Genomic DNA, 26,074 nt, shown 5'->3' with positions numbered 1-26,074 from the left:
TGTCCCGGCCCATCGCCGCCGACACCTCCGCGTTCTTCACCGCGAACGTCCCCCCGAAGCCACAGCACTCCTCCGCACCCGGCAACTCCACCAGCCTCAAACCCTTGACCGCCCCCAGCAAACGCCTCGGCCGCTCCCCCAGCCCCAACGCCCGCAAGCCGTGACACGAGGGGTGGTAGGTGACCCGGTGCGGAAAGTACGCACCCACATCCGTCACCCCCACCACATCCACCAGAAACTCCGTCAGCTCGTACACGCGCGGCGCGAGAGCCGCCGCCTCCGCGCCGAAATCGGCGTAATGCCGCCGCACCATCGCCGCACACGAGCCCGACGGTGTCACCACGTACTCGTACCCCTCGAACGCCCGCACCGTCCGCCGGACCAGCGGTGCCGTCTCGCGCCGGTAACCGGTGTTGAACTGCGGCTGGCCACAACAGGTCTGCGCGGCCGGGAAGTCGACCTCTATCCCCAGCCGTTCCAGAATGCGGACAGTCGCCACTCCCGTGGACGGATACAGGGCGTCATTGACGCAGGTGACGAAGAGTGCGACGCGCATGCGCGCAGGATATGCCGGTGATGCGCGGCCGGGCACGGGCCGATGTCATCTCGATACGGTCTCGCCCGAATGTCACCCGGCCGCGCGGTGTTCACCAGGTGAGACGGAGCTCCTCGGGCGAGCGGTGGATGAGGGTCGGCCGCATCACCACCTCGTGGTCCTCCGCCAGCCGCAGGCCGGGCAGCCTGCGGGTGAAGAGTTCCAGAGTGATGCGGAGTTGGGTCCGGGCGAGCCGGGAGCCGGGGCAGCCGTGGGCCCCGTGGCCGAAGCCGACGTGCCGGGTGGGGGTCGGGGACCGGGTGATGTCGAAGACGTCGGCGTCCTCGTGACGTGCCTCGTCCCGGTTGGCGGAGCCGTAGGCGACGAAGAGTGTCGCTCCGGCGGGCAGTTCGGTGCCGGCCAGGATGACCGGACGGGTGGTGGTGCGGCGGAATCCCTGGACGGCGGTGTCGTAGCGGGCTGCTTCCTCCACCGCCCCGGGTATCAGTTCGGGCCGCGCGCAGAGCAGCTCCCACTGGTCGCGGTGGCGCAGTAGGTGGAGCAGCGTGGTGCCGATCAGCGCGGTGGTGGTGAGGTGTCCGGCGATGAGGAGGTTCTGCAGATTGGAGACGAGTTCGCTGCGCTGGTCGGGGGTGAGGTCACGGGTTCCGGGCCCGAGGCCGGTGTCGGGGGCCAGGGCGGCGACCATCGCCGAGCAGAGGTCGTCGCGGGGCCGGGCGCGCCGGGCGCGGGCGTAGCGGTCGAGGAGGTGCTGCAGCGCGACGACGTCCTCGGCGGCCGCGAGCTGTTCCTTCTCGTCCATGGGGCGGAAGAGGAGTTGCTCGGCGCGGTGTCCTCCGTGCACCGCGGCGGGAACGTCCTCCGGCTCGAAGCCGATGAGCCGGCCGATGACGGCGCCGGGCAGTCCGCGGGCGTACGAGGACATCAGCTCGGTGTGCCCGTCGTCGGCGAAGGAGTCGACGAGGCCGGTGGCGACCTCGGTGACGTACGGGGTGAGGGCGGCGACCCGGGCGGCGGACAGGCCGCTGTTGATCGGGGCGCGGTGACGGCGGTGCGCGGCGCCGTCGGTGGAGACGACGGTGGGTCGTTTGCCGAAGCCGCGGGCGAGGACGCCGAAGACGGCGGGTGAGGGCAGGACGTCGGGGCGCAGGGCTTGGGCGGAGGAGAAGTCCTCGGGCCGCAGCAGCACTTCACGGACGTCGGCGTCCCGGGCGACCAGCCAGGCGTCGAGTTCGGGGACGAAGGTGAGTCCCGGGGTCCGTCGCGCATGTGCGTAGAGGGGATACGGATCTCGTTGCAGCGCGTCGAGTCGTTCGTGTGTTTTCGGGTCCACGCGGCGCCTCTCGGAAGGGAACGTGCGGAACTCGGTGCGGTCCGGCCATGGTGACCGTCCCCGCGGGTCCCTGGCTACGCCCTGAGGGCTCCGCGTCGCCCCGGAGACCGTCTTAGGCCGGGAAGCGGCGGTCTCACGGCCGGGAGGCGGCTGCGTTCGGCCGGGAGGCGGCCTTGTCTTGCGGCCAGGAGGCGGCCCTGTCTTGCGGCCGGTCGCCGGCCGGGAGGCAGCCGTTCGGCGTGGCCCGTCGTCAGCCGCTCGGTGCGCGTCGGCCGCCAGCCGCTCGGTGCGCGTCGGCTGTCAGCCGTTCGGCGTGGACAGCGCCCGTTCGAGTACGGAGGTGTGGCTGACGGCGGGGTCCTTGGCGGCGGTGAGGAGGGTGACCGTCCCCCGGGCGGCGAGGTCGCGCAGGCCTTCGAGGGCCTCGGCGGCGGCCGGGGCGGCGAGCTCCTCCTCGTACCGCCGGCAGAACTCGTCGTACTCCCCCTCGGCGCCGTGGTACCAGCGGCGCAGTTCGGTGGACGGGGTCAGGGCCTTGGGCCATTCGTCGATGTGCGCGTCGGTCTTGGCGAGGCCGCGCGGCCAGAGGCGGTCGACGAACACTCGTACGCCGTCGTCGGCAGCGGGGGGTTCGTAGATCCGGCGGACGCGGACGTCGGGGGTGGTGGCGGCCATGCCCTCAGGGTGCGGGACGGGGCGCCCGATCACACGTCGACGCGCAGCGCCGGCAGGAGTACCGCGTCGACGAACACGCGCATCGCCGCCGCGTCCGCGAAGCGCTCCTCGAAGAGCCGCTCGACACGGAGCATGCCGAGGAAGCAGGGCGCGACGAAGCCGATCGCCGGGTTGTCCGCCTCGATCTCCCCGCGTTCGACCGCGCGCCGCAGCATCTCGTCGAGGGCCGCGACCTCGGGGTTGATGACCGTCTCCCGCAACGCCTCGCGCAGATCGGGGTGCTGGATGTACGCCTGGCTGACGGCTTCCATCAGCTCGGCGTCCCGGTCCCGTCGGGACGCGGCCGTCCGCGCGGCCTCGCGCAGATCACCCGCGAGCGATCCGGTGTCGATACCGGCGAAGAACGCGCAGCGCCGCTTGGCGAGGGCGGCCGTGACGAGCCGCGGCTTGGTGCCCCACTGCCGGTAGAGCGTCGCCTTGCCGCATTTGGTGCGGGCCGCGACTCCCTCCATGGTCACCGCGTCGTAGCCGCCTTCCCGGAGCAGGTCGATCACGGCCTCGAACAGCTCGGTCTCCCGCTCGGGCGTGATCTTGCTTCGGCGGGCGGCGGCGGTCGCGGCCTCTGTGGCGGCCCGTGGGGACACCGGTTCCTCCCGTCGTCGTCCGGTTTCGCTCCCGGTCGGCTCTCTGCACATACGAGAGTATGGGGCGCACAATCGAGACGCAAACGTATCGAGACGTTTGCGTCTCGATGAAATCGGATCTACGCTTCCCCCGTTTGCTGCTGATTTGACGGATAAAAGGGGCCGCGCCATGGCTGCCGGGATACGCGGGACACGCGGGACGCGTCCCGCCGAACCGGAGCCGACCGCTACCCGGGATACGGCCGCCACCCAGGACTCCGGTGCGGTTCGCCGTGAACCGTCACCGAAGTCGCCCTCCGCCCCGCGACCGCCCCTGATACGCGAGCTGCTGCTCGTCGCCGTGCTCTTCCTCGTCTACAAGTGCGGCCGCCTCCTCGCCAACGGCCACGAATCCCGCGCCTTCCACAACGCCGACCGCGTGTGGGACGCCGAGCGGGCCGCCCATCTGCCCGGCGAGGGTTCGATCCAGGCCCTGCTCCTCCACGGCGACCTCCTCGTCCGGGCCGCGAACACGTACTACGCCGCCGTGCACTTCCCGGCGACCATCGCCTTCCTCGCCTGGCTCTACTGGCGCCGCCCCGGCCACTACCTCTGGGCCCGCCGCGTCCTCGCGCTCCTCACCGCCGCCGCGTTCGCGCTGCATCTGCTGATGCCGCTGGCGCCGCCCCGGATGCTGACCGCCGCCGGACTCGTCGACACCGCGCGGGTCTACGGGCCTTCCGTGTACGGCGCGACGCCACGGACGGACTCGATGGCGAACCAGTTCGCGGCGATGCCCTCGCTGCATTTCGGCTGGGCGCTGATGGTCGCGATCGGTCTGATCGCGGCCACCCGGGGCCGGCTGCGGTGGTTCTGGCTGCTCCACCCACTGCTGACGCTCCTGGTGATCGTCGGCACGGCCAATCACTACTGGTTCGACGCCCTCGCCGCGGCGGCGCTGCTCGCCCTCGCGCTCGCCGCCGTACGGACCCCAGGTCCGGGCTCCCTCGCCCCGGCCCCTCCCCCGCGCCCCACCGCGCCCCGTACGGCAGGAGCCCTGCGATGACCGCTCTCGACGGCACCGTGCTCGCGGTGCTCCTCTCCCTGGTCTCCGCCGCCGGGTACGCGCTCGCGGCGGTCGCCCAGGCCCGGCTCGCCTCGGCCTCCGCAGGCGGGCGCGGCGCACTGCGGGCGCTGCTCGCCCGCGGTCAGTGGTGGTGGGCGGTCGGCCTCAACGCGGCCGGCGCGCTCGCCCACGTGGCCGCGCTGCACTACGGTCCGCTGACCCTCGTCCAACCGCTCGGCGCGCTGACGCTGGTCGCCGCGTTGCCCCTGGGCGCGCACTGCGCGCGGCGGCGGGTGACCCGGGCGGAGTGGCGCGGAGCGCTGTGGACGCTCGCGGGGCTCGTGGGCCTGGTCTCGGTCACCGGGCCCGCGAAGCCCGGTGAGGCGCTGAGCCTGCGCGAGGCGCTGATCGTGGCCGCGGCGACGGCGCTGCTGATCGCGGCGCTCGCCTCCGGGCGGCTGTACGGGGGCGGGTCGCGCGGCGGGCGCCGGGCGGGCGCCCACGGCACCGGAAGCCCGGCCTCCGGGCCCGGGTCCAGGTCCAGGTCCGTAATGTCAGCGGCCCACGGAAGCACAAGGCCCGGGTCCGGGTCCAGGTCCGTAGGGGCAGCGGCCGACGAAAGCACGAGGCCCGCGCCCGGGTCCGGGTCCGGGTCCGGGTCCGGGTCCGGGTCCGGGTCCGGCGGGATCATGGCGCGCGGTCTCGGCCACGCCACCGCCTCCGGTATCGCCTCGGGTGTCGCCTCCGCGCTGACGCAGACCCTGACCGCCGCGCTCGCACTCGAAGTGCCGGGCGGAACCATGACCTGGTGGCAGACAGCGCTGGTGGCCGTGCTCATATCCGGGTTCGCGGTGGGCGGCCTGTTGCTCTCGCAGACCGCCTATCGAGGCGGCCTCGCGGCGCCGCTGGCCGTCGTGAACCTCTCCAACCCGGCCGCCGCGGCGGTCATCGGCGTGGCACTGCTCGGCGAAACGTTTCGCGCCGGCGCCTGGGGATGGCTGATCGCGGGCGTCGCGTCCGTCGTGGCGGCACGCGGGGTGGTCCTGCTGACGACCGGTCCGGGAGCGGCTGCCGCCACCGCCCCCTCGGCGGCGGCTCCGACCACCGCCCCTGCGTCCGGGCACGGGCCGTCCTCACGCCTACCCGCATCGGCCACCGCAGGGGCGGCAGCCCCCACGCCCTCGCTCCCGGCTACGGCTACGGCTTCGCGCTTGACTGCGGCCGCCCCGGGTCCCCGTACGCCCCCCGAGCCGCCGGCCGAGACCGCGAGGCCGGTGCCGCCGTCCCGTACCGACGCCTCGACCCTCGCGCTCGATCCCGCCACCGCCACTGCCCCCGCCGCCGGCTGACGCCCCGGCTGCGGCAGCCGCGACTGCGTCGCGCCCACGCTCCCTGCGAGCCCACCTGCTCGAACCCCGCGACGGGCCAGAAGGTCACGCGCACGCGGCCGTGCAGGCCGCCGATCACCCCCGGGGAAGCCCCGGTACCCCCATTTCGTCATCTTGACGAAAATCAGACCACCCGACTATCGTCACAGTGACGACAAGGGAGGGTCTCATGGCCGACATCACCCGGCGCGCAGGATGGCGCCATCTGCGCTCCGCCCCCACCGCCCACGTCCGGCACCACCACCGGGGCCGGCTCGTCCACGACGGCACGGGGCTCAGCTTCTGGTTCCGTGCGCTGTCCGCCGCGCTCTCCGAAGTGCCGGTCGACGACCGGGAGCTCGGCATGGCGTTCCACGCCAGGACCGCCGACTTCCAGGACGTGAGCGTGCAGTGCACGGTGACGTACCGCGTCAGCCGGCCGGACGCGGCGGCCACGAGGATCGACTTCTCCATCGATCCGGACACGGGTGCCTGGCGCGGCGCTCCGCTGGAGCAGATCGCCGGTCTCCTCACCGAGACCGCCCAGCAGCACACGCTCGACGTCCTGGCCCGCACGCCGCTCGCCGCGGCCCTCGTCGACGGCGTGGCGGCCGTACGGGACCGGATCGCGGACGGGCTGGCCGCCGAGCCCCGGCTGCCGGACACCGGCATCGAAGTGGTGGCGGTACGGGTGGTGGCCATCCGCCCGGAGCCGGAGGTCGAGCGGGCGCTGCGCACCCCGGCCCGCGAACAGATCCAGCAAGAGGCGGACCGGGCCACCTACGAGCGGCGGGCGGTCGCGGTCGAGCGCGAGCGTGCCATCGCCGAGAACGAGCTCGCCAGCAAGATCGAGCTGGCCCGCCAGGAGGAACGCCTCGTCGATCAGCGCGGCACCAACGCGCGGCGCGAGGCGGAGGAGAGCGCCGCCGCCGATGCCGTACGGGCGGAGGCCGAGGCGGTACGGAAGGTCCGGCTCGCGCGGGCGGAGGCGGAGGCGGCGCGCGAGGTCGGTGCGGCGCGCGCCCAGGCGCAGGCCGCCTGGCTGCGGGTGCACGGGGAGGCCGACGCGGCGACGCTGCACGCGCTGGCGGCGACCCGGGCCGCGGAGAACCTTCCGCGGATCGAGAGCGTCACCCTCTCGCCCGACGTGTTGACCGGGCTGCTCGCGAAGCTGGGTGGCGGCGCCGGGGGCGCGTCGTGAGTCTGGCGCCACGCGCGGTGCTCGTCCATCGGACCACGGAGTACGAGGAGTTGCTCGCCCGGCACGGTACGCACGGGCAAGCCGCCTTCTTCGCAGCCGGTCGCGGTCTGGACATCCGGGAGGTGCGGGAGCGGCACGAGCGGACCCGGCGGGCGCTGGCGGAGGTCGCGGGGGCGGTGCCGTTGTCCTGGCGGCAGGCGCGGGTGGAACGCGCGGATCTGGACCGTTTCCTGTTCGGCCCCGAGGACGTGGTCGTCGTGGTCGGACAGGACGGCCTGGTGGCCAACGCGGCGAAGTATCTGACCGGCCAGCCGGTCGTCGGGATCGACACCGATCCGGGGCGCAACCCGGGCGTCCTCGTGCGCCACCGGCCCGTGGACGCGGGGAGGTTGCTGCCGGCCGCCGCGAGAACGGTGGCCGAGGAGCTGACGATGGTGGAGGCGGTCACCGACGACGCACAGCGGCTTCTCGCCCTCAACGAGATCTACGTCGGCCCGCCCGGCCACCAGACCGCCCGCTACACCCTCCTCGTCGAGGGCGCGCGGGCGGCGGCGCCCGAACCCCAGGCCTCTTCCGGGGTCCTCGTCGGCACCGGGACGGGGGCGACGGGCTGGCTCCGCTCCCTCTGGCAGCAGCGCGCGAGCCCGCTGCGGCTGCCCGCGGCGACCGACCCCCGTCTCGCCTGGTTCGTCCGGGAGGCCTGGCCGTCCCCGACCACGGGCACGGCGTGTGTGGAGGGTCTCCTGAGCCCCGGGGAGGCCCTGTGCCTCACCGTCGCGTCCGACCGCCTGGTCGCCTTCGGCGACGGCATGGAGTCGGACGCGCTGGAACTGACGTGGGGGCGGACGGTAAGGGTGGGCCGGTCGCGGAGCGTGCTGAGACTGGTGGGCTGAGCCGACCGGGTCGTACGGGAACGGCCCGGGCACCCCTGGCGGCCCCGGCCCCCCTCGCGGGCCCGCTCCCCCAGGCAGGACCACCCCAACACCCGGCCCCACTCCCACCGGCAGGACCACCCCAACACCCGGCCCCGCTCCCACCGGCAGGCCCCCCTCGCCCTGCCCCCTCGGGACCCCACTCCCGCCGGCACGACCACCCCACACCCGGCCCCCTCGCGACCCCGCTCCGGCCGGTAGGACCACCCCAACACCCGGCCCTCGACGCGCGGTCGCCGTCTCCGGCCGGAAACGATCGTCCGGGGCGGCCCCGGAGTCGAGGCGCCGCTATGCTCGGGCCGTTTCGCCCGGTTGTCCCCGACCGGCCACCGCCCACCGCACCGGCTGCCGAAGGAACGCCATGCCCCTGCCCCTCCCCGGCCCGCTCCAGGTCTCCCCCGCGACGCTCGACGACTGGGCGCTGGTGCGCACCTGGGCCGCGGACGAGGGGTGGAACCCGGGCGTGTCCGACGCGGCCGCGTTCTTCGCGCAGGACCCCGAGGGGTTCTTCCTCGGGCGGGTCGACGGGGAGCCCGTCTCGGCCATCTCGGTCGTCAACTACGACGACCGATACGCCTTCCTCGGTTTCTATCTGGTCCGCCCCGACCGGCGCGGCCTCGGCCACGGTCTCGCGACCTGGCGCGCCGCGCTCGCCCACGCCGGCGACCGCACGGTCGGCCTCGACGGTGTGCCGGCCCAGCAGGCCAACTACCGCCGTTCCGGCTTCTCCACGGCCTACCGGACAGCCCGGTACGTGGGCGAGATCCCGGTCACGGCCGCGGTGGCGCCGGACGTGGTCCCCGCCGCGCGGGTCGATCCGGCAGCCATCGCCGCGTACGACGACGCCTGCCATCCCGCCGGACGGCCACGCTTCCTCGCACCGTGGCTGACCACGCCCGGCCACCGGGCCCTGGCGCGGATCGTCGACGGACGCCCGACGGGGTACGGGGTGGTGCGGCCGGCCCAGGAAGAGGCCCGTGTCGGGCCGCTGTTCGCGGACACGCCCGCCGACGCCGCCGCGCTCCTGGACGCGCTGGCAGCCGAGGCACGCGCCTTCGGGTCACGGCGGATCGCCGTCGACATGCCGGAGGCCAACCCGGCCGCGGCGCGCCTCGCGCGGGAGCGGGGCCTGGAGCCGACGTTCGAGACGGCCCGCATGTACACGGGCCCGATCAGGCCGGTCGCGCACGAGCGGATCTTCGGCGTGACCACCCTCGAACTGGGCTGACACCCTCCCCCGAGGGGGGCCGCCCTCACCGGTCGAGTGCCCCGCCGCCCGGCCGGCCCGCGCGCCGGCCCTCCCCCACGCCCACCCCCCTACCCGCCGCCCTTCACCAGTCCCGCCAGGCCGTCACGATCCAGAAGACCGCGAATCCCGTCCAGACGATCGCGAACGCCCAGATGAGAACGTGCCCTCCGAACAAAGCCATCGAGCCGAGCCATCCCACCCCGACCGCCACGAAGAGCCAGCCGAAGTTGGGGAAGGCGAGGATCCCCGACGGCCGGCCGCTCACCAGCGCCCAGGCCCCCGCTGCGACAATCAGGCAGGCGAGCGCGAGCCACGGCATGACGCTGTCCTGCGAGGAGGGCGCGTACTCGTGGGTGCGGCCGCGCACCACCAGCCGCACGACCTCCCCCTGCCAGAGCCTGAGCTCCGCGCGATCGCCCGTTCTGACCTCGTCGTACGTGTCCGACCCCACCGTGAGCCAGGCGGTACCGTCCGGCCACTCGACCTCGACGTGGTAGTACCGCGTACAGGTGGTGCCGCCGCTCCCCCCGCCCCCCGCGGTGATACCGCCGGCCCCCGCGCCGCCCATGCTGCCGCCCGCGGTCGCCATGCCGCCGCCGGCCGTCATACCGGCCGCGGTCCCGCCCACGCTGGTGCCCCCGGTCGTGCCGTTGGACGTACAGCGTTCGCCCGTCCGGCGGTCGAGGACCGTGCCCGCCGCGGTCCGTACGCACCCCTCGCCCTCACAGACCGGGGCTTCGCGGTACACCATGGTCGCCCGGTATCCCTCTGCGATCTGCTGACCGCAGAGGAGGACCCCCCATCCGGCCGCGAGGACGATCAGTCCCCGTAACCAGAGGGGAAGTCGTCTCTCGTACCAACTTCGCCTGGACCCCGTTGACTTCATCCCCCGGTGATTCCCGGCGGCGCGGGCGCCCAAGCACCGCCCCTCCCCCTCCCCCCACCCCCCTCCGAGGGGTGACAAGGGTTTTCCCCGTATCGCGTTCACCTGCTCTTTCCCTACTGTCTGCCGCACCGGCAGATCCCATCCCCCGATCCACGCCCCCCTCAGGTGCTCAGGCCCTGTCAGGTGCATGAGGAGAGGGGGGTGGTGTCCGCCGGTGACGGCCTTGACCCGGGCCGTCGCGCCGGTGGCGGCGCACGGGCCCCCCAAGCCCAGGGTGCAGCGGACCGCGACCCCACTTCGCGCCGAGGCTCCCGCGCCGCCGCCACTGCTCCGCACCTACGTCGTGCTTGAAAGGGAACACCTTGAACAGTTCCAGGCGGAGAGTCATATCCGTGGTGGTCGCGAGCGCCGCGATCCTCGGTGCCGCAGCCACCTCCACCGGGGCGTTCGCCGCCGCCCCGGCCGTCTCCACCCCGAAGCCGGCCCCGGCTTCGCAGGCCATGACCACGCTGCCCAGCGCGCCGGTCGAGAAGGTCATCGTCACCTACAAGGCCCGGACCGCCGAGGCCGGCTCCAACGCCGCCGCGAAGAGCGACGCGGCCGCCAAGGGCGCCGAGACCGGCGAGGCCCTCTCCTTCGAGCGCCGCCTCGCCGGCGGCGCCGCGCTGGTCGACCTGGGCGACAGCGCCACGAAGCAGGACGTCTCCGAGGTCATGGACGCCTTCCGCGCCGACCCGCAGGTCGCCTCCGTCGAGCCCGACATCCGGGCGTACGCGATGGCGGTCACCCCGAACGACACCGACTACGCCAAGCAGTGGGACCTCTTCGAGGCCACCGGCGGCATGAACGTCCCCACCGCCTGGGACAAGACGACCGGCAGCGGCGTGACCGTCGCCGTCATCGACACCGGTTACGCGGCCCACTCGGACCTGGCGGCCAACGTCGTCTCCGGCTACGACTTCATCTCCTCCTCCGCCGACGCCCGTGACGGCAACGGCCGTGACGCGGACGCGAAGGACGAGGGCGACTGGAACGCCACGGACGGCGAGTGCGGCACCGGCTCCCGCGCGAGCAACTCCTCCTGGCACGGCACCCACGTCGCCGGCACCATCGGCGCGGTGACCAACAACACCAAGGGCATGGCGGGCATCGCGTACAACGCGAAGATCCAGCCCGTGCGTGTCCTCGGCAAGTGCGGCGGTTCCTCGTCGGACATCGCCGACGCGATCACCTGGGCGTCCGGCGGCACCGTCCCCGGCGTCGCGGCCAACCCCACCCCGGCCAAGGTCATCAACCTGAGCCTGGGCGGCGCCAGCTCCACCTGCCCGAGCGTCTACCAGACCGCCATCAACGGCGCCGTCTCGCGCGGCACCACGGTCGTCGTCGCCGCGGGCAACAGCAACGCCAACGCGTCCGGCTTCACCCCCGCCAACTGCTCGGGCGTCATCAACGTCGCCTCGACCAGCCGTGAGGGCAACCGGTCGTACTACTCGAACTACGGCACGAGCATCGACGTCTCGGCACCGGGCGGCGAGACCCGTCGCGCCACCGACACGCCGGGTACGGTGACCACCCCCGAGAACGGCATCTACTCCACGCTCAACTCGGGCACCACGACGCAGTCGCTGGAGAACTACAAGCCCTACCAGGGCACCTCCATGGCCGCGCCGCACATCGCGGGCCTCGCCGCCCTCCTGAAGTCGGCCAAGAGCAGCCTGACCCCGGCCGACATCGAGTCCGCCATCAAGGCCAACGCCAGGCCGCTTCCCGGCACCTGCACCGGCGGCTGCGGAACCGGCATCGCCGACGCCGCGAAGACCGTGAACGCCGTCACCACCACCCCGCCGGCGGGCACCACCTTCACCAACGCGACGAACGTGACGATCTCCGACAACACCACCGTGTCGTCCTCGATCGCCGTCACCGGCCGCACCGGCAACGCGCCCGCCGCCCTCAAGGTCGACGTGGACATCAAGCACACCTGGCGCGGGGACCTGGTCATCGACCTGATCGCCCCCGACGGCACCGTGCGCAACCTGAAGGCGTCCTCCTCCAACGACAGCGCCGACAACGTCCTGACCACGTACACGGTCGACGCGTCGAGCGAGGTCGCCAACGGCACCTGGAAGCTCCAGGTCCGCGATGTGGCCTCGGGTGACACCGGCTACATCGACTCGTGGAGCCTGACCTTCTGATCCCACCCGAACCACCCCCCACAACAGCATCATTGCTGGTCAGCGGCGCGCTCGTGGTCTACACCACGGGCGCGTCCTGGCGTGGTGACCGGCGCGCGTTGTCCGTATGCCGGACAAGGGGCCTGGACTGCGCCCGTACGCTCCGTATCCTCTGCGCACGGGGCTCACGGGGCCGGGCCCGAGCGCCGGAGGGGTGGTGGACACGTGACGACAGCGTCGCACCTCTCCCTGCGCCATGCCGGCGGAGGGGGAACCCCGGCGCCGGTGGGCCGCGAGGAGCTTCTCGCCCGCCTCGAGCGCGTGCTGCACACCCGGGGCCGCGCCCTGCTCACCGGTCCCGCAGGGGTCGGCAAGACCGAGGTGGCCCTCGCCGAGGCCGCCCGGGCCGAAGCCCGGGGCGAGACGGTCCTGTGGCTGGCGACGCTCCCCGCCGACCGTGACATACCCGGAGCGGCGGCGGCCGCGCTCGTCGCCTCCGTCGCGGCGACGGTGACCTGGCCCGGAGTGGCCCTGCCGGAGACCGACGGCGGTGCGGTGGACGGCGCGTCCGATCCCACGACGACCGCCGACCGGTTCCCGGGGCGTGGCGCCGGCGCGTCCGGCGTCTTCGACGGGCTCCCCGGCCCCCAGCGCACCGCCGTCGCCATGCTCTGCCGCGAGGCGCCGCTGCACGAAGGCGGCTGGGACCCGATCGCCCTGCGCCTCGGCATCGCGCGGATTCTGCGCGGCCTCACCGTCCGCGGTCCTGCCCTGCTCGTCGTCGACGGGGTGCAGCACATCGACGCCGACAGCGCCGACCTGCTGCGCTTCGCCCTCCACCTGGCCCCGCCCGCGCTGCGCGTCGTCGCCGTCGAGACCCCGGAGGCGTACGGCTCCGAGGACGCCCACGACACCCATCTGTGGGTGCCGTCGGAGGCGGACATCCTGCTCGTGCCCCCGCTCCAGGCCGACGAGATCGCCGAACTCCTCATCCACCACCGACTGCCGTCCCGGATGGCCGGCCGCATCCACAAGGCGAGCGGCGGCAACCCGCGTCTCGCGCTCGCGGTGGGCCGCTCACTGGCCGATGCCCGCACCCCCGTCCACCACGCCGAGGCGCTCACCCTGTCCGGGCGCGCCCGGGACCTGGCGCGGCAGCTGCTCGGCGCCGCGCCGCCGGCCGTCCGTGAGACGCTGCTGCTGGCCGCGCTCGCGCTGCGCCCCACCGCGGCCCTCGTCCGCCGGGCCGGGCGGCCGAACGCGGAGGCGGACCTAGCCGCCGCCGAGCGCGCCGGTCTGGTCTCCCTCGCCGAGGACGGCACGGTCACGTTCACGGCCGGGCTCCTCCCCTCGACCCTGGTCCACGACGCCTGCTGGGCCGAGCGCAGCGCCGGACACGCCGCGCTCGCCAAGGTCGTGGACGATTCGGTCGAGGCGGTACGGCACCGGGCGCTGGCCACGGACATCCCCGACGAGGACCTCGCGGCGGAGGTCGCCGCGGCCGCCGATCTCGCGCGCCGCCGCGGCAACAGCGCCCTCGCGGCCGAACTGGCCCTGCTCGCCGCCGGTTCGACCCCCGTCCAGCACGGTCCGCAGCGGATCGCGCGGCTCGTCGACGCGGCCGAGGAGGCGGCCCGCGCGGCCCGCGCGGACCTGGCGATGCGGGCCGCCACCGATCTGCTGGCCCGGGACGCGGCACCCGCCGACCGGGTACGGGCCCGGCTCGCCGTCCTCGACACCGCGGGCCAGGGCCTCACCGGCCTCGACGACATGTACGTCCACGCCATGGAGGACTCCGAGGGGGACACCGCGCTCAGGGCGGCCGTACAGCTCCGACTGGCCGTCAAGTACGTGCTGGCCGACGGCGATCCGTCGCACTCGCGGGCCGCCGCCGTCGAATCCGCCGCGCTGGCCGCCTCGATGGGCGACCCGCGTACGGCGGCCCAGGCCCTGACCGTACAGGCGCGGATGGAGCGGGCGCTGGGAGCGCCGGACGCGGAGTCGGTGCTCGCCCAGGCCCGCGGTCTGGAGATGGCCGAGCGGCCGCTCGGAATCCGCAACGCCGCCCAGATCCTGACGATCCGCCACGCTCTCTTCGACGACCGTCTGGGCGATGCCCGCGACCAGCTGAACGCGCTGTTGCCGCTGGTGCGGCGGCGCGGCTCGGTCGAGGACACGATCGAGCTGTTCTCCACGCTGGCCGCGATCGAGTCCCGGATGGGCGTGTGCCCGGCGGCCCTCGCGCACGCGGGGCAGTCCCTCGCGCTGACCCTGGAGGCGGGCCTCTCCCCGGGACCGGCCTGGTACACGCTGGCGCTCGCGGAGACGGCCGGGGGCAGCTTCGGGCGGGCCGCGAGCTACGCCCGGCGCAGTGTCCAGGCGTCGGAGGAGGAGGGCGACCGGGTCTTCCTCTCCCGCAGCCTGTACGCGCTCGGCCGCGTCCAGCTCGTGAACGGGGACGTCGCCTCGGCTCTGGAGACGCTGCGCCGGGTGCAGGTCAACGAACGCGCCCAGGCGAACGTCGACCCGTCGATGCTGCGCTGGCACGAGGAGCTGGCTGAGGCGCTGCTGGCCAACGACGCGGCGCAGGAGGCGGCGGACCTGCTGACCGAGGTGCGTCCGGTCGCGGAACGCCTGGGCCGTACGACCGTGCTCCTGGGCTGTGACCGCGCGTACGCCCTCTACCTGGCCGCCGCCGGGAAGACCGACGAGGCGGCGGAGCTGCTGACCCGCACCGCCGAGCGGTTCGCCGAGGCCGGGCTGCCGCTGGAGCGGGGCCGGGCTCTGATCGCCCTGGCCAGGGTGGAGCGCCGCCGCCGTCGCCGGTCGGCGGCGCAGAGCGCGCTGCAGACGGCGGCCTCGGTCTTCGAGCGGGCCGGTGCGGCGCCCTGGCTGGCCCTGGCGAGCGAGACACCGGCCGGAGAGGTCGCGGAGGACACCCTTCCGGCGCTCTCCTCGCTCACGGACGCCGAACTGCGACTCGCCCGTCTGGTGGGGCAGGGCGCCAGCAACCAGGAGGCGGCGGCGAAGCTCTATCTGAGCGTCAAGACGGTCGAGGCGCGGCTGACCCGGATCTACCAGAAGCTCGACGTCCGTTCGCGGGCGCAGCTGGCCACCGCGCTCCGGGGCTGAAGTGGGCCCGGGGTATGGGGGCGGCCCCGGGGACGTCGGTCATACGGTGAACGGCTTCTGGCTCAGGAACGTGGCAGCCGGGGTGCCGGTGGTGTAGAAGTTCGGGCTCTGGGTGGCGGGCAGCCGGTGCTGGATCGCGCGGTGGAAGGCGCGGTAGCCGCCCCGGAAGGCTCCCCCGTCCCACACGCCGAGCAGGGCCTCGGTGAAGGCGCCGTTGACCGGGCCGTCGGAGGCGTACTGGTTGTCCTGGCAGGCGGAGATGAGGACCGCTGCCGGCTCCCCCGCCTCGGCGTCCGGTGGCGCCGTCTTCTCGAGGGAGCGCTGGAGCTCCTCGAAGAAGCCCTGGTCCCGTTCGTAGATCTGCTGCTGCTTCGGCACGGGCATCAGCCGGACTCCTGTCGCCGGCAGCGGGCCGCCGCCGGGGAGTTCGATGCCGCTGCCGCTGTGGCAGCAGTCGAGCAGGGCGATGATCCGCACGCCGTCGGCGCATCGGCGGAACTCCTGGTACAGCTCGTCGTCGAGGAACTGGCGGTCGTAGAGGACGAGGGTCTCGTCGAGGGCGTCCGGTTCGTCGTCCTGGCCCGTGACGTCGGGGACCTGGCCGCCGTGGCCGGAGTAGGTCAGGAGCAGGATGTCGCCGGGGCCGAGCTTGTCGGCGGCCTGGCGCAGTGCGGCGGTGACCTGGTCGACGGTGCCGTCGGCGGTCAGCAGGACGCTGTCGGAGAAGCCGGCGGCGCGGGCGAGGGCGGCCATGTCCCTGGCGTCGTTCTCGCAGGCCAGGAGCGCACCGTCCCAGCCTTCGTAGCGGTCGGGGTCAACCGTGTTGAGCCCGATGTGGAGGGAGATTCCGGTAGGCATGGGGTGCCTCCTCGGGGAGGGTGGGGCGTGCACCGGGGGCGTCTGATCGAGTGGCCTGCGGCCCGGCGCCGAGCACGGCCCTCCCTGCGCGGTACTTACATGGTATGAACCCGACCGATCCCCCGTCCTCTCAGCCGCCCTCCCCGCCGCCTCCCCGTGCGGGCGGTCCGCGCCGTGACGCGCTGGCCGGCCGCTCCGGTTACGACGAGGCGTTCCTCGGCCCCGTCGTGCCGCTTGCGCTGCCCGCGCGCACCTCGGTCGAGACGGTGATCCTTCCGTACACCCACTTCACGGTCGTCTTCCGGCCGGACCGGCGGCTCGCCGCGTCGACGGCGGTCTGCATCGAAGGCCGGCAGCTCGTCGAGGACGTGGCCCGTGACGACATCTGGGAGTACGATCCGCGCCTGCCCGAGGAGCAGCAGGCCGGCAACGACGTCTACCGGAACAACAGTCTGGACCGCGGCCATCTGGTCCGCAGGCTCGATCCGGTGTGGGGCGCGGTGGCGGTGGCCGGCCAGGCCAACACGGACACGTTCTTCTACACCAACGCCGCTCCACAGGCCGATGTGTTCAACCAGGGCAAGCAGCTCTGGCAGGGTCTGGAGAACTATCTCCTGGACCACGCGGCCGAGTTCGACCGGAGGCTGTGCGTGCTGACCGGGCCCGTGCTGCAGGACTCCGACCCTCCCTACCGGGGGATCCAGGTGCCGTTGCGCTTCTGGAAGGTGGCCGCGTTCATGCAGGACGGGGCGCTGGCCTCGACCGCGTACGTCCTCGACCAGAGCCCTGACCTCAGCCGGGACGCGGAGCGGGCGCTCGCCGGGGCGAAGGCGGGCGCGCCGCCGCCGCTCGGCGCCTTCCGGACGTATCAGGTGCCCGTCTCGGACGTCGCGGAGATCACGGAGCTGGAGTTGGGGCCGCTGCCCGACGTGGATCTGATGCCGCCGTTGCGGGCACCGGAGGAGCGCTGGCGGCGCCTGGAGACCTTCGACGACATCGTCATGCAGGGCTGAGCGCCTGGCCGGGATGCCGGACGCCGGGCCGGCGGGCGAGCGCGCGGGCCGAGCGCCGGATACGGCCGCGCGCTTGCCCGGACGCCGGGTACGGCCGGCCCGCGGTCAGCCCGAGCGCCGGGTACGGACCGTTCGCGCGTTTGCCACGGCTCCTTGCCGGTGAAAGCATGACAGGTGTCAGTCAGTCCGTCTGACGGCGCGCAAGGGACGGCCGGGCAGGTGCGGTATGCCGCTCACCGAAACGGAATGGGGACTCGTCACCAACTGGGTGCGGGACTACGTCCTCGACACCCCCGACCCCCACACCACGCTCCTGCGCAGCGGGCTCTCCGCTGACTTCGTCGCGGATCTGCCGCTCACCCCGGACCGGGACGAGAACGCACGGACGCTGGTCGCGTTCGCCCGGAAGGACATCGCGCACCAGCGCCGGCTGCTCGCGACGCTGGCCGGCATGGACGCGCTCACGCAGGCGGACGGCCCCGGCCGGCTGGAGCGGGGCGCCGAGGCGAGGGAGTTGCTGACGCGGCTGCGCGAGGACGAGCGGACGCAGCGCTCCGCGCGGGACCCCTTCGGCGCCCTTGTGCTCGGTCATGGCGCCGGCGCCGAGGTGTTCATCGACCGGGCCGAGTCGCGCGAGAAGCTCCGTCACTTCGTCGCCGACCCCGAGCAGACGGTGCTGGTCGTCGACGGCGAGCCCGACAGCGGACGCTCGTACACCTACCGGCTGATCCGCCATCTCGGTCAGCACCTGGGGTTCCGTCCGATACGGATCACCTTGTCGCGCACCTCGACGGCCGCACGGGTGGTGGAGCGGCTGGCCGAGTTCGTGTCAGGCCCCGACGCGAACTCCTTCCCGTTGAATCCCACACAGTTGAACGATCCACTTCCGTCGATCGACGACGCCGTGCACCGGATCGTGAGCCGCGCCACCGCCGCCGAGGAGCGGCTCTGGCTGGTGCTCGACGAATGCGACACGCTCGACCCGAACACCGATGTCTGGGACTGCATCGGCAAGCTCGCCCTGGCCATCTACGAGCACACGCCGGTACGCAAGGACGCCGTGCCGCGGCTCGTCCTGCTGGGCTACTCCCCCGCGATGCGTCAACTCCCGTACGACATACGGAAGAACGAGTGCCGCGACACCGCGCGCGTCGCGGACGAGGACGATCTACGGGAGTTCTTCCGGCGGTTCTTCACCGAGGAGGAGGGGACCGCGCCGGACGACGAGGCGGTCCCGGAACTGGTGGACGTGGCCGTCACGGAGGTGCTGGAGGCCGCCGAAGCCCCCGGCCACGGCGAGAGTTACATGCGGCGGGTGTGCACGGCGGTGGAGGAGACGGTACGGCTGCACCGCTCCCTTCCCACGGGCCTTCCTCCGAGCGAGGTCACCGCCCTCCTCCGCCGCGCCGTGCGGGCGGCCGTCGACCTGCCGCCTCCCCCGCTCCCGGATCTGCGCAGGTCCTACCGGGAGGCGGCCTGTCTGCTCCACGAGTTCGACCCCGCGCTGCTGCGGCTGCCCGGGGAGACGGAACCCACCGGAGGGGCCGCCCTGGCCCTCGTCGACGACTGCACGACGCCTTCCGCGCACCCCCGCGCGGCATGGGTACTCAGAACGCAGGTCCGCGAGGAGGCGCTGAGCGGTCTGGCGGGACCGCAGGCGGCCCGCCGGGCCCTGGAGGCCAACACCGCCCTGTTCCCGGAGGGCCCCGGACCCGAGCGCACCGCCCTCGCGCTGCTCTCCGGCACCGCGCCGGCCCTGGAGGCCCAAGGCGTCGAAGAACTCTGCGACACCCTTCAGGCCGCCCTGTGGCTGAGCCGGGTCCCCGGTGTCACCGGGCTGCCCGATCTCGACGACGTACAGCACCGCCTGGAGCGGGCACGGCTGTTCCAGCCGATGGAAAGGCTGGTACGGGGCACGTTCCACGGCCGCGCCCGTGAACTCGACTCCCTGCGCGCCTACATCGAGCTGCCCGCCGAACCGGCCGAACCGCCCCTCCTCCTCCACGGCGTGGGCGGCATCGGCAAGAGCACCCTCCTCGCCAGGTTCCTCCTCGACAGCCTGCGCGCCTCGCCGACCGGATTCCCCTTCGCCTACATCGACTTCGAGCGGCCGACGCTCTCCATCCACGAGCCTGCGACGGTCATCGCCGAGGTCGCGCGACAGCTCGGCATCCAGTACCCGGACCACCGCACCGCGTTCGACGCGCTCGCCGACGAGTGCGCGGAGACGGCGGCGTCCCAGCGCGGAGAGCTCAACCAGTTCGACGACCTGCGGCAGCTCTCCGCCACCCGTGCGACGCTCGGCCGTGACTACTCGGCCGGATTCCACGCCCGGGCGAGCGCCCGCGAGCAGGAACTCGCGCAAGCGGTGGCCAGGTTGGTCGCCGAGGCGGTCCGCACCCACCCGGGGGAGATGGACCCGCCCCTGGTGATCGCCGTCGACTCGTACGAGGAGGCGCAGTACCGCGGCTCACCGGTCATGGCGCGGATGTGGGCGATCTGGACCGCCCTGCGTGCCGCCTATCCACGGCTGCGGTTCCTGGTCTCCGGGCGGGCCCCGATCGACCATCCCGCCAAGGTGCTGGCGCCGCGGAGCATGGAGCTGGGCGAACTGGACGAACGGGCCTCCGTGGAGCTGCTGATGTCGTGCGGGGTCCGCGATGAGACAGTCGCCAGGGACCTCGTCGACCGGGTCGGCGGCCACCCGCTCAGCCTGAAACTGGCGGCCCAGGCCGCGGTCGTCCTGGGCTCCGGCTCGGAGTCGCTCGGCGAACTCGTGCAGAGCCTGCCCTCGCGCAGGCGCTACTTCCACCACAAGGTCGACCAGCTGCTGATCCAGGGCACGCTGTACGACCGGATCCTCAAGCACATCGCGGACGACCGCGTCCGCGTCCTCGTGCAGGCCGGCCTGGCCCTGCGGGTCATCACCCCGGAGCTGATCCAGGACGTCCTCGCCGGACCGGCGGGCCTGGACATCGCCTCCCCGCAGGAGGCCCGTTCGCTCTTCGGCCGGCTGGTCTCCCGGCTGGACCTGATGGAGTCTGCCGGGCCCCAGGCGATCCGTCACCGGGCCGATCTGCGCAGCATCATGCTGCGCCTCTCGGACAGCGCGCGGACCGATCTGATGCGGGCCGTGGACCGGCGCGCGGTGGAGTACTACGCGGCCCGTCAGGACCCGCGGTCGCGCGCCGAGGAGATCTACCACCGGCTCAGGCTCGGCGAGAACCCCCGTACGGTGGAACGGCGTTGGGTCGCCGGGGTCGGCGGGCACCTGGCCGGGGCGGACCGGGACATGCCCGCGCGGTCGGCCGCGTTCCTGCTGGGGAAGATCGGTGGGCACGTGCCGGACCAGATCATGGCCGAGGCCGATCAGGAGGACTGGGAGCGGATCGCCGCCCGCGAGGTCGAGAACCTGCTCACCCAGGGGTACGTGGAGGCGGCGGCGGAACGGCTGGCCGAACGGCAGCCCTGGACGCCGTGCAGCAAGCTGCACACCCTCCTGGTGGAGACGCTGGCGAGGTCGGGCCGGTCCGCCGACGCGCGGGCGACCGCGGAGCGGGCCGTGGACCGGGCGGGCGAGGCCGGCTGCGCGGAGACCCGGCTGGAGCTGTTGCAGCTCTCCGCGCGGCTCGCCCAGGACGAGGGCGACTTCGCCGACGCCGACCGCGATCTCCAGGAGGCGGAGGACATCGCGGCGGGGCTCGGTCTGGCCCACGAGTCGATGGGCGTCCTGGTGGCCAGGTCCCGGCTGGCCGCGCTGACGGACGAGGGCTCGGCGGAGGCGGACGTACGCCTCGCCCGCACCCTGCGGGAGCTGCCGGACGAGGAGCTTGCCCGGCAGCCGGCGCTGGCGCGGGCCGCCGCGGCGAGCGCCTCCCGGGTCGATCCGCGGCTGCTGGAGCACACCCTGCGGCTGGTCGGACTTCCCGCCGACGACGAGGCCGTCGTGAACGCGCTCGCCCGCTGGATCGACACCGCCATGACCGACGAACCGCAGCTGCGCGAGCCCCTCGCCCGGATCCTGCGCTCCGCGGCGGGCGGCCCGCGGAGCCCCGGGGAGCCCGGGAGCCCGGGCGCGTTCGAGGACCACGCGCCGTACGAGACCGCACACCCGGGGACTCCGCACGGCCCGGGGATGCCGGACGGGGACGGGCCGGGCGCCGCCGGACCGCACGCGGGGCCCGGCCCGGCCGGAAAGGCGGCCCGGCCGGGGATGCCGTACGCGGAGGTGGAAGAAGCCCTGTGGGCGGCACGGCGGCACGGGACGCTGGACAGCCTCGCCTGGCGCGCCCTGATGCTCCGCGACCGCAGCGGTGACCTGCTCCTCGGGGTGGCGGCCGCGATGGACGCGGACTCCCCGCCGCGCGGCCCCGTACCGGACACCGGCACCGTCTCCGGACCGGCGGCCGGCCCCGGTCCGGACGCGGGCGTCGGCCTCGCCGCGGAGACGGGTGTCGGCGTCGGCACGGGCACCGGACCGGCCACCACCCGGCCCGGCGGCGCAGCCGGTCTGTGGTCACAGCCGCCGCCCGACGCCGCCGAGGGGGCGGTCCGCACGGTTCCGTACCTCTCCCCCGAGGACGTCGTCCGCGTCCGCAACGCGGCCCTGGACGCCGGGCTCGCGGACAACGCCGTCCGGCCGCTCCTCTTCGCCGGGACCACCGCCCACTTCCGCGCCGGCCTGCCCACGATGGACAGCCCACTACGGCAGATGCACTCCGACCTGCATGTCATGAACCAGGTGGAACGGCTGATCGACGGCACGGTTCCGCTGGAGATCTGGCTGCGCAACGCGATCGCCCAGACGGTCGAGGCGGGACCGCTCTCCGTGCTCCAGCGCGCTCTGGACGACGTGGCCCGCGACGCCGCCGGAGAGCCGGATCTGCCCCCGGGGAGCATGCCCGACGAGACCAAGGAGGAGATCATCTTCCGGGACGACACCGTGCCCTTCGAGTTCCTGCACGGCGGCGTCCTGGCCGGGGAGTCGGTCGCCCGGCTGAAGGTCCCGCCGTACGAGTCGGGCGCGCCGCTCCAGCCCGCCTATCCGCACGCCGGCACCGGCTGGCTCATCGCGCCCGGCCTGCTGATCACCAACCACCATGTCGTCAACGCCCGTACCCGCTCGCCCGGTGCACGGGTATCGGTGGCCGAGGACGACCTCCAGCTGCAGGTGCGCAACTCCCGTTCGCGCTTCGACTACGGCGCCGACGAGACCGAGACCGAGGAGGCGACGGCGGGCGCCCTGGTCGCCTGGGACGAGGCACTCGACTACGCGATCCTCCGGCTGACCGCCGGAACCCCGCCGCGGCCCCTGCTGCGCGTCGCCACCGCCCCGTTGCTGCTGCGCGGGACCGAGCCCGTGGCGGTCAACATCATCCAGCACCCCGGCGGCCAGCCCAAGCGGGTCGCGCTGCGCAACAACCTCGTCTACCAGGCGGACGAGCGGGACGTCCGCTACTTCACCGACACCCGCGGCGGGTCCTCGGGTTCGCCGGTGTTCACGGACGACTGGACGGTGGTGGCGCTCCACCGCGGCACGCGCCGCGTCGACGAGGTCCACTACCAGGGCAGGACGACGGCGTTCGTGAACGTCGGCACGCAGATGAGCGGCATCCTGGCTCATCTCCGGGAGCACAGGCCGGAGTTGTACGAAGAGATCACGGTGGCGCAGTCGGCGTGGTCGACGCACTCGGCGCGCCACGGCCCCGAGGCGTGAGAGGCGGAAGCAGAGGCGGAGGTGGCGGGAGATGCGGTACGGATCACCGGTCGCGACCGATCCCGAGCGGATCTTCGACGATCTGAGGAGCGTGGCGGCGCGGGTGCGCGAGGGCCTGGAGGCCGAGATCTCCGAGTCGGTGGAGGACCGTCCGGCGGACGACGCCCCGGCGGGCCAGATCTCCCGCTTCGCCCACGAGGAGCGGGCCCGGGTCCTGGAAGCGGGCGTCTCCGGTCTGGAGAAACTGGCCGGCGACCGCGCGGACGAGATCGACGAGGACGAGTACTTCGGCGTGGAGGCGATCGTCCTCCTGGAGGGCCGGCCCGCGATCCTCGTGCAGGGCCAGGACTTCGCCTCCCAGCCCGGCGACTGGTCCGTGCTCGACGCCGGCCGGGCGGCGATCCGTGAGTCGATCGCCCGTGTCGGCCGCGTGGAGGTCGCCGGTCATCCGAACCTGGACTGGGTCGGTACGGCGTTCCTCGTGGGTCCGGAGACGGTGATGACCAACCGGCACGTGGCAGTGGAGTTCAGCCGGACCGACGGCGCCGGCTGGGCCTTCCAGCAGGGCATGTCGGCCCGGGTCGACCCGGGCGAGGAGCTCGTCGTGGAACCGTCCGCCGCTCCGGCCGCCGGGCCCCTCCCGTACGAGATCACCGAGGTGATCGGGATCCACCCGGACGTGGACCTGGCCCTGCTGCGCGTCGCCCCGCCGGACGGCGCGGCGCTGCCCACCCCACTGGCAGTGGCCGCGGACGCGCCCGCGAGTGTGCCGGGCCGTCCGGTGTACGTGATCGGCTACCCGGCGTGGGACGGGCGCCGCAACGAACCCGAGTCGATGCGCCGGATCTTCATGGACGTGTACAACGTGAAGCGTCTCCAGCCGGGTACGGCCACGGAGTTCGCCCCGGGCGGCCTCGTGATGAAGCACGACTGCTCCACCCTCGGCGGCAACAGCGGCTCCCCGGTGTTCGACCTCGCGGACCACCGTGTCCTCGCCCTCCACTTCGGCGGCCGCTACCGCCTCGGCAATGTCTCGGTGCCGTTGTGGGAGCTGGTCGACGATCCCCTGCTGGCCCGGACGGAGATCAACTGGGTCTGATGGCGGAGGCACCCGAGTCCGGGGCCGGGGCCCGGGGCGGGGCCGTGGCTTCGGCGATGAGCAGGGCGATGTCGTCGTGGCTTTCGGGGTCGGGCAGCGTCGCGAGGAGGTGGTCGCAGGTGGCTTCGAGCGGCATCGGGAGGCCGGTGAGCTGGTGCAGGAGGGCGTCCATACGGACGTCGAGGGAGTGGCGGCGGGTCTCCAGGAGGCCGTCGGTGTAGAGGAAGAGGCGGCTGCCGGACGGGAAGTCGAAGGCGGTGGTGGTGAAGGGCACGTCCTCGGCCGCTCCCAGGGGCGCACCGGTCGGCAGGTCGAGCAGAGCGGGATCCTTCCCCGGCAGGATCAGCGCCGGCGGAGGATGGCCGGCCAGGGCGATGTGGCACGTCGCGGCGTCGGGGTCGCACAGCGCGTAGACGCAGGTGGCGATGGTCTCCTCGAGTTCGCGGGTGAGCAGGTCGAGGTGGTGGAGGATCTCGGCGGGGTGGAGGCCGAGCCGGGCGAGCGTACGGGTGGCGGTGCGGAGCTGCCCCATGGTGGCGGCGGCCTTGATGCCGGAGCCCATGACGTCTCCCACGACCAGTGCGGTGGTGCCGTCGGTGAGCGGGATGATGTCGAACCAGTCCCCGCCGGCGTGGCCCATCGCTCCGGCCGGCTGGTAGCGGCAGGCCACCGTCAGCCCCGGCGCGTCCGGCGGGGTGCGTGGCAGCAGATGGCGCTGGAGGGTGGTGGCGGCCTGGAGCTGGGTCTGGTACCAGCGGGCGTTGTCGATGCACACGGCGGCGCGGGCGGCGAGTTCCTCGGCGAGCAGGATGTCGTCCTCGTTGAAGGGCAGGGGGTTGCGGGCGCGTTTGAGGTCGAGCGCGCCGAGGACCTCGCCCCGGGCGATCAGGGGCACGGCCAGGTACGAGTGGACGCCGGCACCGGCCAGGACGGTGGCCGCCTCCTCGTCGCGGGCGATGTGCGGCAGATCCTCCGCGCGGACGTGGGCGAGGTGGACCGTCCGGCCGGTGGTGGCGCAGCGGGTGACCAGGCGGTCGGCCTCGTACCGGGTGATCTCGCCCACCGGGTCGGCGACGTCGGCGGCGCTGGTGGGGTACGCCGTCTTGACCGCAAGGGCCCGGAAGAGGGCGGGTGCCGTGGGAGCGCGATGGGTGCTCCGGGCCTGGATGACGGTGTCCAGGACGTCGACGGCGGCGATGTCGGCGAGATCGGGGACCACGGAGTCGGCGAGCTCGCGTGCGGTCTGCTCCAGGTCGAGGGTGGTACCGATGCGCGTGGAGGCGTCGGCGATCAGTGCCAGGCGGCGGCGGGCCTCAGCGCTCCGCAGGTCCGCCCGGTACTGCTCGGTCACATCGATCAGGGTCACGGCGACGCCGATCACCCGTCCGATGGAATCCTCCAGCCGGAAGTACGACACCCGCCACGCGCGGGCGTCCTTCCCGTCGCCCGCCGTCCGTTCGGTGGCGGCGAGGTTCAGCAGCGGCGCTCCGTCGGCCAGGACCCGTCGCATCGCCGATTCGATGTCTTCTCCGTCCTCGAACGGCAGGGCCTCGACGGCGGGGCGGCCCAGGCAACTCTGGGCGGGGCGGCCGGTGATCCGCTCGAGGGCCTGGTTGGCCAGGACGAGCTTCAGGTCGGTGTCCGCGACCGCCACCCCGGTCGGGGACTGGGCGACGAGCTGCGCCGAGAGCGCCAGATTGCGCTCGATCCCGCGGACGACGGAGTCGTCGGCGGCGATCCCCAGGGCGTACCGGGCGCCGTCCTGGTCCTGCAGCCGCATGTTGCGGAACTCGACGAGGCGGGTGGAGCCGTCCTTGTGGCGGATCGGGAAGACTCCCGCCCAGCTGCCTCCCCCGGCCATGACCTGGGCGAAGAGGTCCAGGGCGAGACCGGCGTGGTCCTCGGCGACCAGCATCTTGGCGGCGGGCCGGCCGAGCGCCTCCTCGGCGCTCCAGCCGAACAGCTCGTGCGCCTGCGGGCTCCAGAGCCGGATCCGCCCGTCGGCGTCGAGCACCACCGCCGCCACGCCCAGCATGTCCAGCAGGCCCCCGGGCTCGGACGGCGTGGCGGCGCCCAGGGCGTCAGCCGCGTCCACGTCAGGTCTCCCTCCGTCCAGCCGGCCGCCGGAGGCCCTCTCCGGAGAAGTACCCGGCCCGGCCCGGCCGCCATGGGGCCGGCTCCGGGCCCGACAGCT

General features: G+C 73.6%; 17 protein-coding genes. 10 read left to right on the top strand and 7 right to left on the bottom strand.

The genetic code is table 11. The annotated features are described in order from the left end of the window. The 4 genes from ABZY12_RS07490 to ABZY12_RS07475 form a co-directional block, all read right to left on the bottom strand. Positions 1 to 556 (bottom strand): (Fe-S)-binding protein (locus tag ABZY12_RS07490; RefSeq protein ID WP_356888119.1); only part of this gene is annotated, 556 nt, incomplete at its 3' end. Positions 557 to 647: 91 nt separating this feature from the next. Then, positions 648 to 1,889 (bottom strand): cytochrome P450, encoded by a 1,242-nt coding sequence (locus tag ABZY12_RS07485; protein ID WP_356888117.1) that lies wholly within the window; start codon positions 1,887 to 1,889, stop codon positions 648 to 650. 300 nt (positions 1,890 to 2,189) lie between these two features. Further along, on the bottom strand, positions 2,190 to 2,564 hold the full coding sequence (locus tag ABZY12_RS07480) for a DUF488 family protein (RefSeq protein WP_356888115.1): 375 nt from the start codon (positions 2,562 to 2,564) through the stop codon (positions 2,190 to 2,192). A gap of 29 nt (positions 2,565 to 2,593) precedes the next feature. After that, positions 2,594 to 3,208 carry a TetR/AcrR family transcriptional regulator gene (locus ABZY12_RS07475; RefSeq protein ID WP_356888113.1) on the bottom strand — a complete coding sequence of 205 codons (615 nt, stop codon included), beginning with the start codon at positions 3,206 to 3,208 and terminating at the stop codon, positions 2,594 to 2,596. A 169-nt stretch (positions 3,209 to 3,377) separates the two neighbouring features. Between ABZY12_RS07475 and ABZY12_RS07470 the strand changes: the two genes are divergently transcribed. From ABZY12_RS07470 to ABZY12_RS07450, 5 genes are all read left to right on the top strand, one after another. Further along, positions 3,378 to 4,253: a phosphatase PAP2 family protein gene (locus ABZY12_RS07470; RefSeq protein ID WP_356888110.1), complete on the top strand. Its 876-nt coding sequence runs from the start codon at positions 3,378 to 3,380 to the stop codon at positions 4,251 to 4,253. Further along, entirely contained in the window at positions 4,250 to 5,602 is a 1,353-nt protein-coding gene (locus tag ABZY12_RS07465) for a hypothetical protein (RefSeq protein ID WP_356888108.1), read from the top strand. Before ABZY12_RS07470 ends, ABZY12_RS07465 begins: the two co-directional genes overlap by 4 nt. A gap of 208 nt (positions 5,603 to 5,810) precedes the next feature. Continuing rightward, positions 5,811 to 6,821, top strand: a complete 1,011-nt coding sequence (locus tag ABZY12_RS07460; protein WP_356888106.1) for an SPFH domain-containing protein — start codon at positions 5,811 to 5,813, stop codon at positions 6,819 to 6,821. Beyond that, entirely contained in the window at positions 6,818 to 7,714 is an 897-nt protein-coding gene (locus ABZY12_RS07455; RefSeq protein WP_356888104.1) for a hypothetical protein, read from the top strand. The genes ABZY12_RS07460 and ABZY12_RS07455 overlap by 4 nt, the downstream gene beginning before the upstream one ends. 400 nt (positions 7,715 to 8,114) lie before the next feature. Further along, the gene (locus ABZY12_RS07450) at positions 8,115 to 8,981 is read left to right on the top strand and encodes a GNAT family N-acetyltransferase (RefSeq protein WP_356888102.1); all 867 of its coding nucleotides are present in this window, start codon (positions 8,115 to 8,117) and stop codon (positions 8,979 to 8,981) included. Between the two features lie 103 nt (positions 8,982 to 9,084). On the opposite strand, the gene ABZY12_RS07445 is transcribed toward ABZY12_RS07450, so the two are convergent. Next, complete coding sequence (locus ABZY12_RS07445) at positions 9,085 to 9,753, bottom strand: hypothetical protein (protein ID WP_356888100.1); 669 nt, start codon at positions 9,751 to 9,753, stop codon at positions 9,085 to 9,087. A gap of 635 nt (positions 9,754 to 10,388) precedes the next feature. On the opposite strand from ABZY12_RS07445, the gene ABZY12_RS07440 reads away from it, so the two are divergent. Both ABZY12_RS07440 and ABZY12_RS07435 read left to right on the top strand, forming a co-directional pair. Continuing rightward, a complete protein-coding gene (locus tag ABZY12_RS07440) occupies positions 10,389 to 12,083 on the top strand; it encodes a S8 family serine peptidase (protein WP_356888153.1) in 1,695 nt (564 codons plus the stop codon). Between the two features lie 204 nt (positions 12,084 to 12,287). Further along, the gene (locus tag ABZY12_RS07435) at positions 12,288 to 15,194 is read left to right on the top strand and encodes an AAA family ATPase (RefSeq protein WP_356888098.1); all 2,907 of its coding nucleotides are present in this window, start codon (positions 12,288 to 12,290) and stop codon (positions 15,192 to 15,194) included. A 39-nt stretch (positions 15,195 to 15,233) separates the two neighbouring features. Here ABZY12_RS07435 and ABZY12_RS07430 read toward each other — a convergent pair whose 3' ends face one another. Next, complete coding sequence (locus tag ABZY12_RS07430) at positions 15,234 to 16,052, bottom strand: caspase family protein (RefSeq protein WP_356888096.1); 819 nt, start codon at positions 16,050 to 16,052, stop codon at positions 15,234 to 15,236. Between the two features lie 104 nt (positions 16,053 to 16,156). Here ABZY12_RS07430 and ABZY12_RS07425 point away from each other — a divergent pair, with 104 nt between their 5' ends. The 3 genes from ABZY12_RS07425 to ABZY12_RS07415 all read left to right on the top strand — a co-directional run bounded on the left by ABZY12_RS07425 (position 16,157) and on the right by ABZY12_RS07415 (position 23,880). Beyond that, positions 16,157 to 17,065, top strand: a complete 909-nt coding sequence (locus ABZY12_RS07425; protein ID WP_356888094.1) for a DNA/RNA non-specific endonuclease — start codon at positions 16,157 to 16,159, stop codon at positions 17,063 to 17,065. A 226-nt stretch (positions 17,066 to 17,291) separates the two neighbouring features. After that, positions 17,292 to 22,781: a trypsin-like peptidase domain-containing protein gene (locus ABZY12_RS07420; RefSeq protein ID WP_356888092.1), complete on the top strand. Its 5,490-nt coding sequence runs from the start codon at positions 17,292 to 17,294 to the stop codon at positions 22,779 to 22,781. A 31-nt stretch (positions 22,782 to 22,812) separates the two neighbouring features. After that, positions 22,813 to 23,880 carry a serine protease gene (locus ABZY12_RS07415; RefSeq protein ID WP_356888090.1) on the top strand — a complete coding sequence of 356 codons (1,068 nt, stop codon included), beginning with the start codon at positions 22,813 to 22,815 and terminating at the stop codon, positions 23,878 to 23,880. On the opposite strand, the gene ABZY12_RS07410 is transcribed toward ABZY12_RS07415, so the two are convergent. Then, positions 23,867 to 25,915 (bottom strand): SpoIIE family protein phosphatase, encoded by a 2,049-nt coding sequence (locus ABZY12_RS07410; RefSeq protein WP_356888151.1) that lies wholly within the window; start codon positions 25,913 to 25,915, stop codon positions 23,867 to 23,869. The genes ABZY12_RS07415 and ABZY12_RS07410 overlap by 14 nt on opposite strands. Between the last annotated feature and the right edge of the window lie 159 nt (positions 25,916 to 26,074).

Origin of the sequence: Streptomyces sp. NPDC006551, from assembly GCF_040611675.1 — a bacterium.
Classification (GTDB): domain Bacteria; phylum Actinomycetota; class Actinomycetes; order Streptomycetales; family Streptomycetaceae; genus Streptomyces.
This window is presented reverse-complemented; position numbering and strand designations above follow the sequence as displayed.

Bases quoted from the DNA above. Each gene is read 5' to 3' on its own strand.
- ABZY12_RS07480 (WP_356888115.1), bottom strand. From the start codon at position 2,564: ATGGCCGCCACCACCCCCGACGTCCGCGTCCGCCGGATCTACGAACCC.
- ABZY12_RS07470 (WP_356888110.1), top strand. From the start codon at position 3,378: ATGGCTGCCGGGATACGCGGGACACGCGGGACGCGTCCCGCCGAACCG.
- ABZY12_RS07465 (WP_356888108.1), top strand. From the start codon at position 4,250: ATGACCGCTCTCGACGGCACCGTGCTCGCGGTGCTCCTCTCCCTGGTC.
- ABZY12_RS07460 (WP_356888106.1), top strand. From the start codon at position 5,811: ATGGCCGACATCACCCGGCGCGCAGGATGGCGCCATCTGCGCTCCGCC.
- ABZY12_RS07450 (WP_356888102.1), top strand. From the start codon at position 8,115: ATGCCCCTGCCCCTCCCCGGCCCGCTCCAGGTCTCCCCCGCGACGCTC.
- ABZY12_RS07445 (WP_356888100.1), bottom strand. From the start codon at position 9,753: ATGGTGTACCGCGAAGCCCCGGTCTGTGAGGGCGAGGGGTGCGTACGG.
- ABZY12_RS07440 (WP_356888153.1), top strand. From the start codon at position 10,389: ATGACCACGCTGCCCAGCGCGCCGGTCGAGAAGGTCATCGTCACCTAC.
- ABZY12_RS07430 (WP_356888096.1), bottom strand. From the start codon at position 16,052: ATGCCTACCGGAATCTCCCTCCACATCGGGCTCAACACGGTTGACCCC.
- ABZY12_RS07425 (WP_356888094.1), top strand. From the start codon at position 16,157: ATGAACCCGACCGATCCCCCGTCCTCTCAGCCGCCCTCCCCGCCGCCT.
- ABZY12_RS07420 (WP_356888092.1), top strand. From the start codon at position 17,292: ATGCCGCTCACCGAAACGGAATGGGGACTCGTCACCAACTGGGTGCGG.
- ABZY12_RS07415 (WP_356888090.1), top strand. From the start codon at position 22,813: ATGCGGTACGGATCACCGGTCGCGACCGATCCCGAGCGGATCTTCGAC.
- ABZY12_RS07410 (WP_356888151.1), bottom strand. From the start codon at position 25,915: ATGCTGGGCGTGGCGGCGGTGGTGCTCGACGCCGACGGGCGGATCCGG.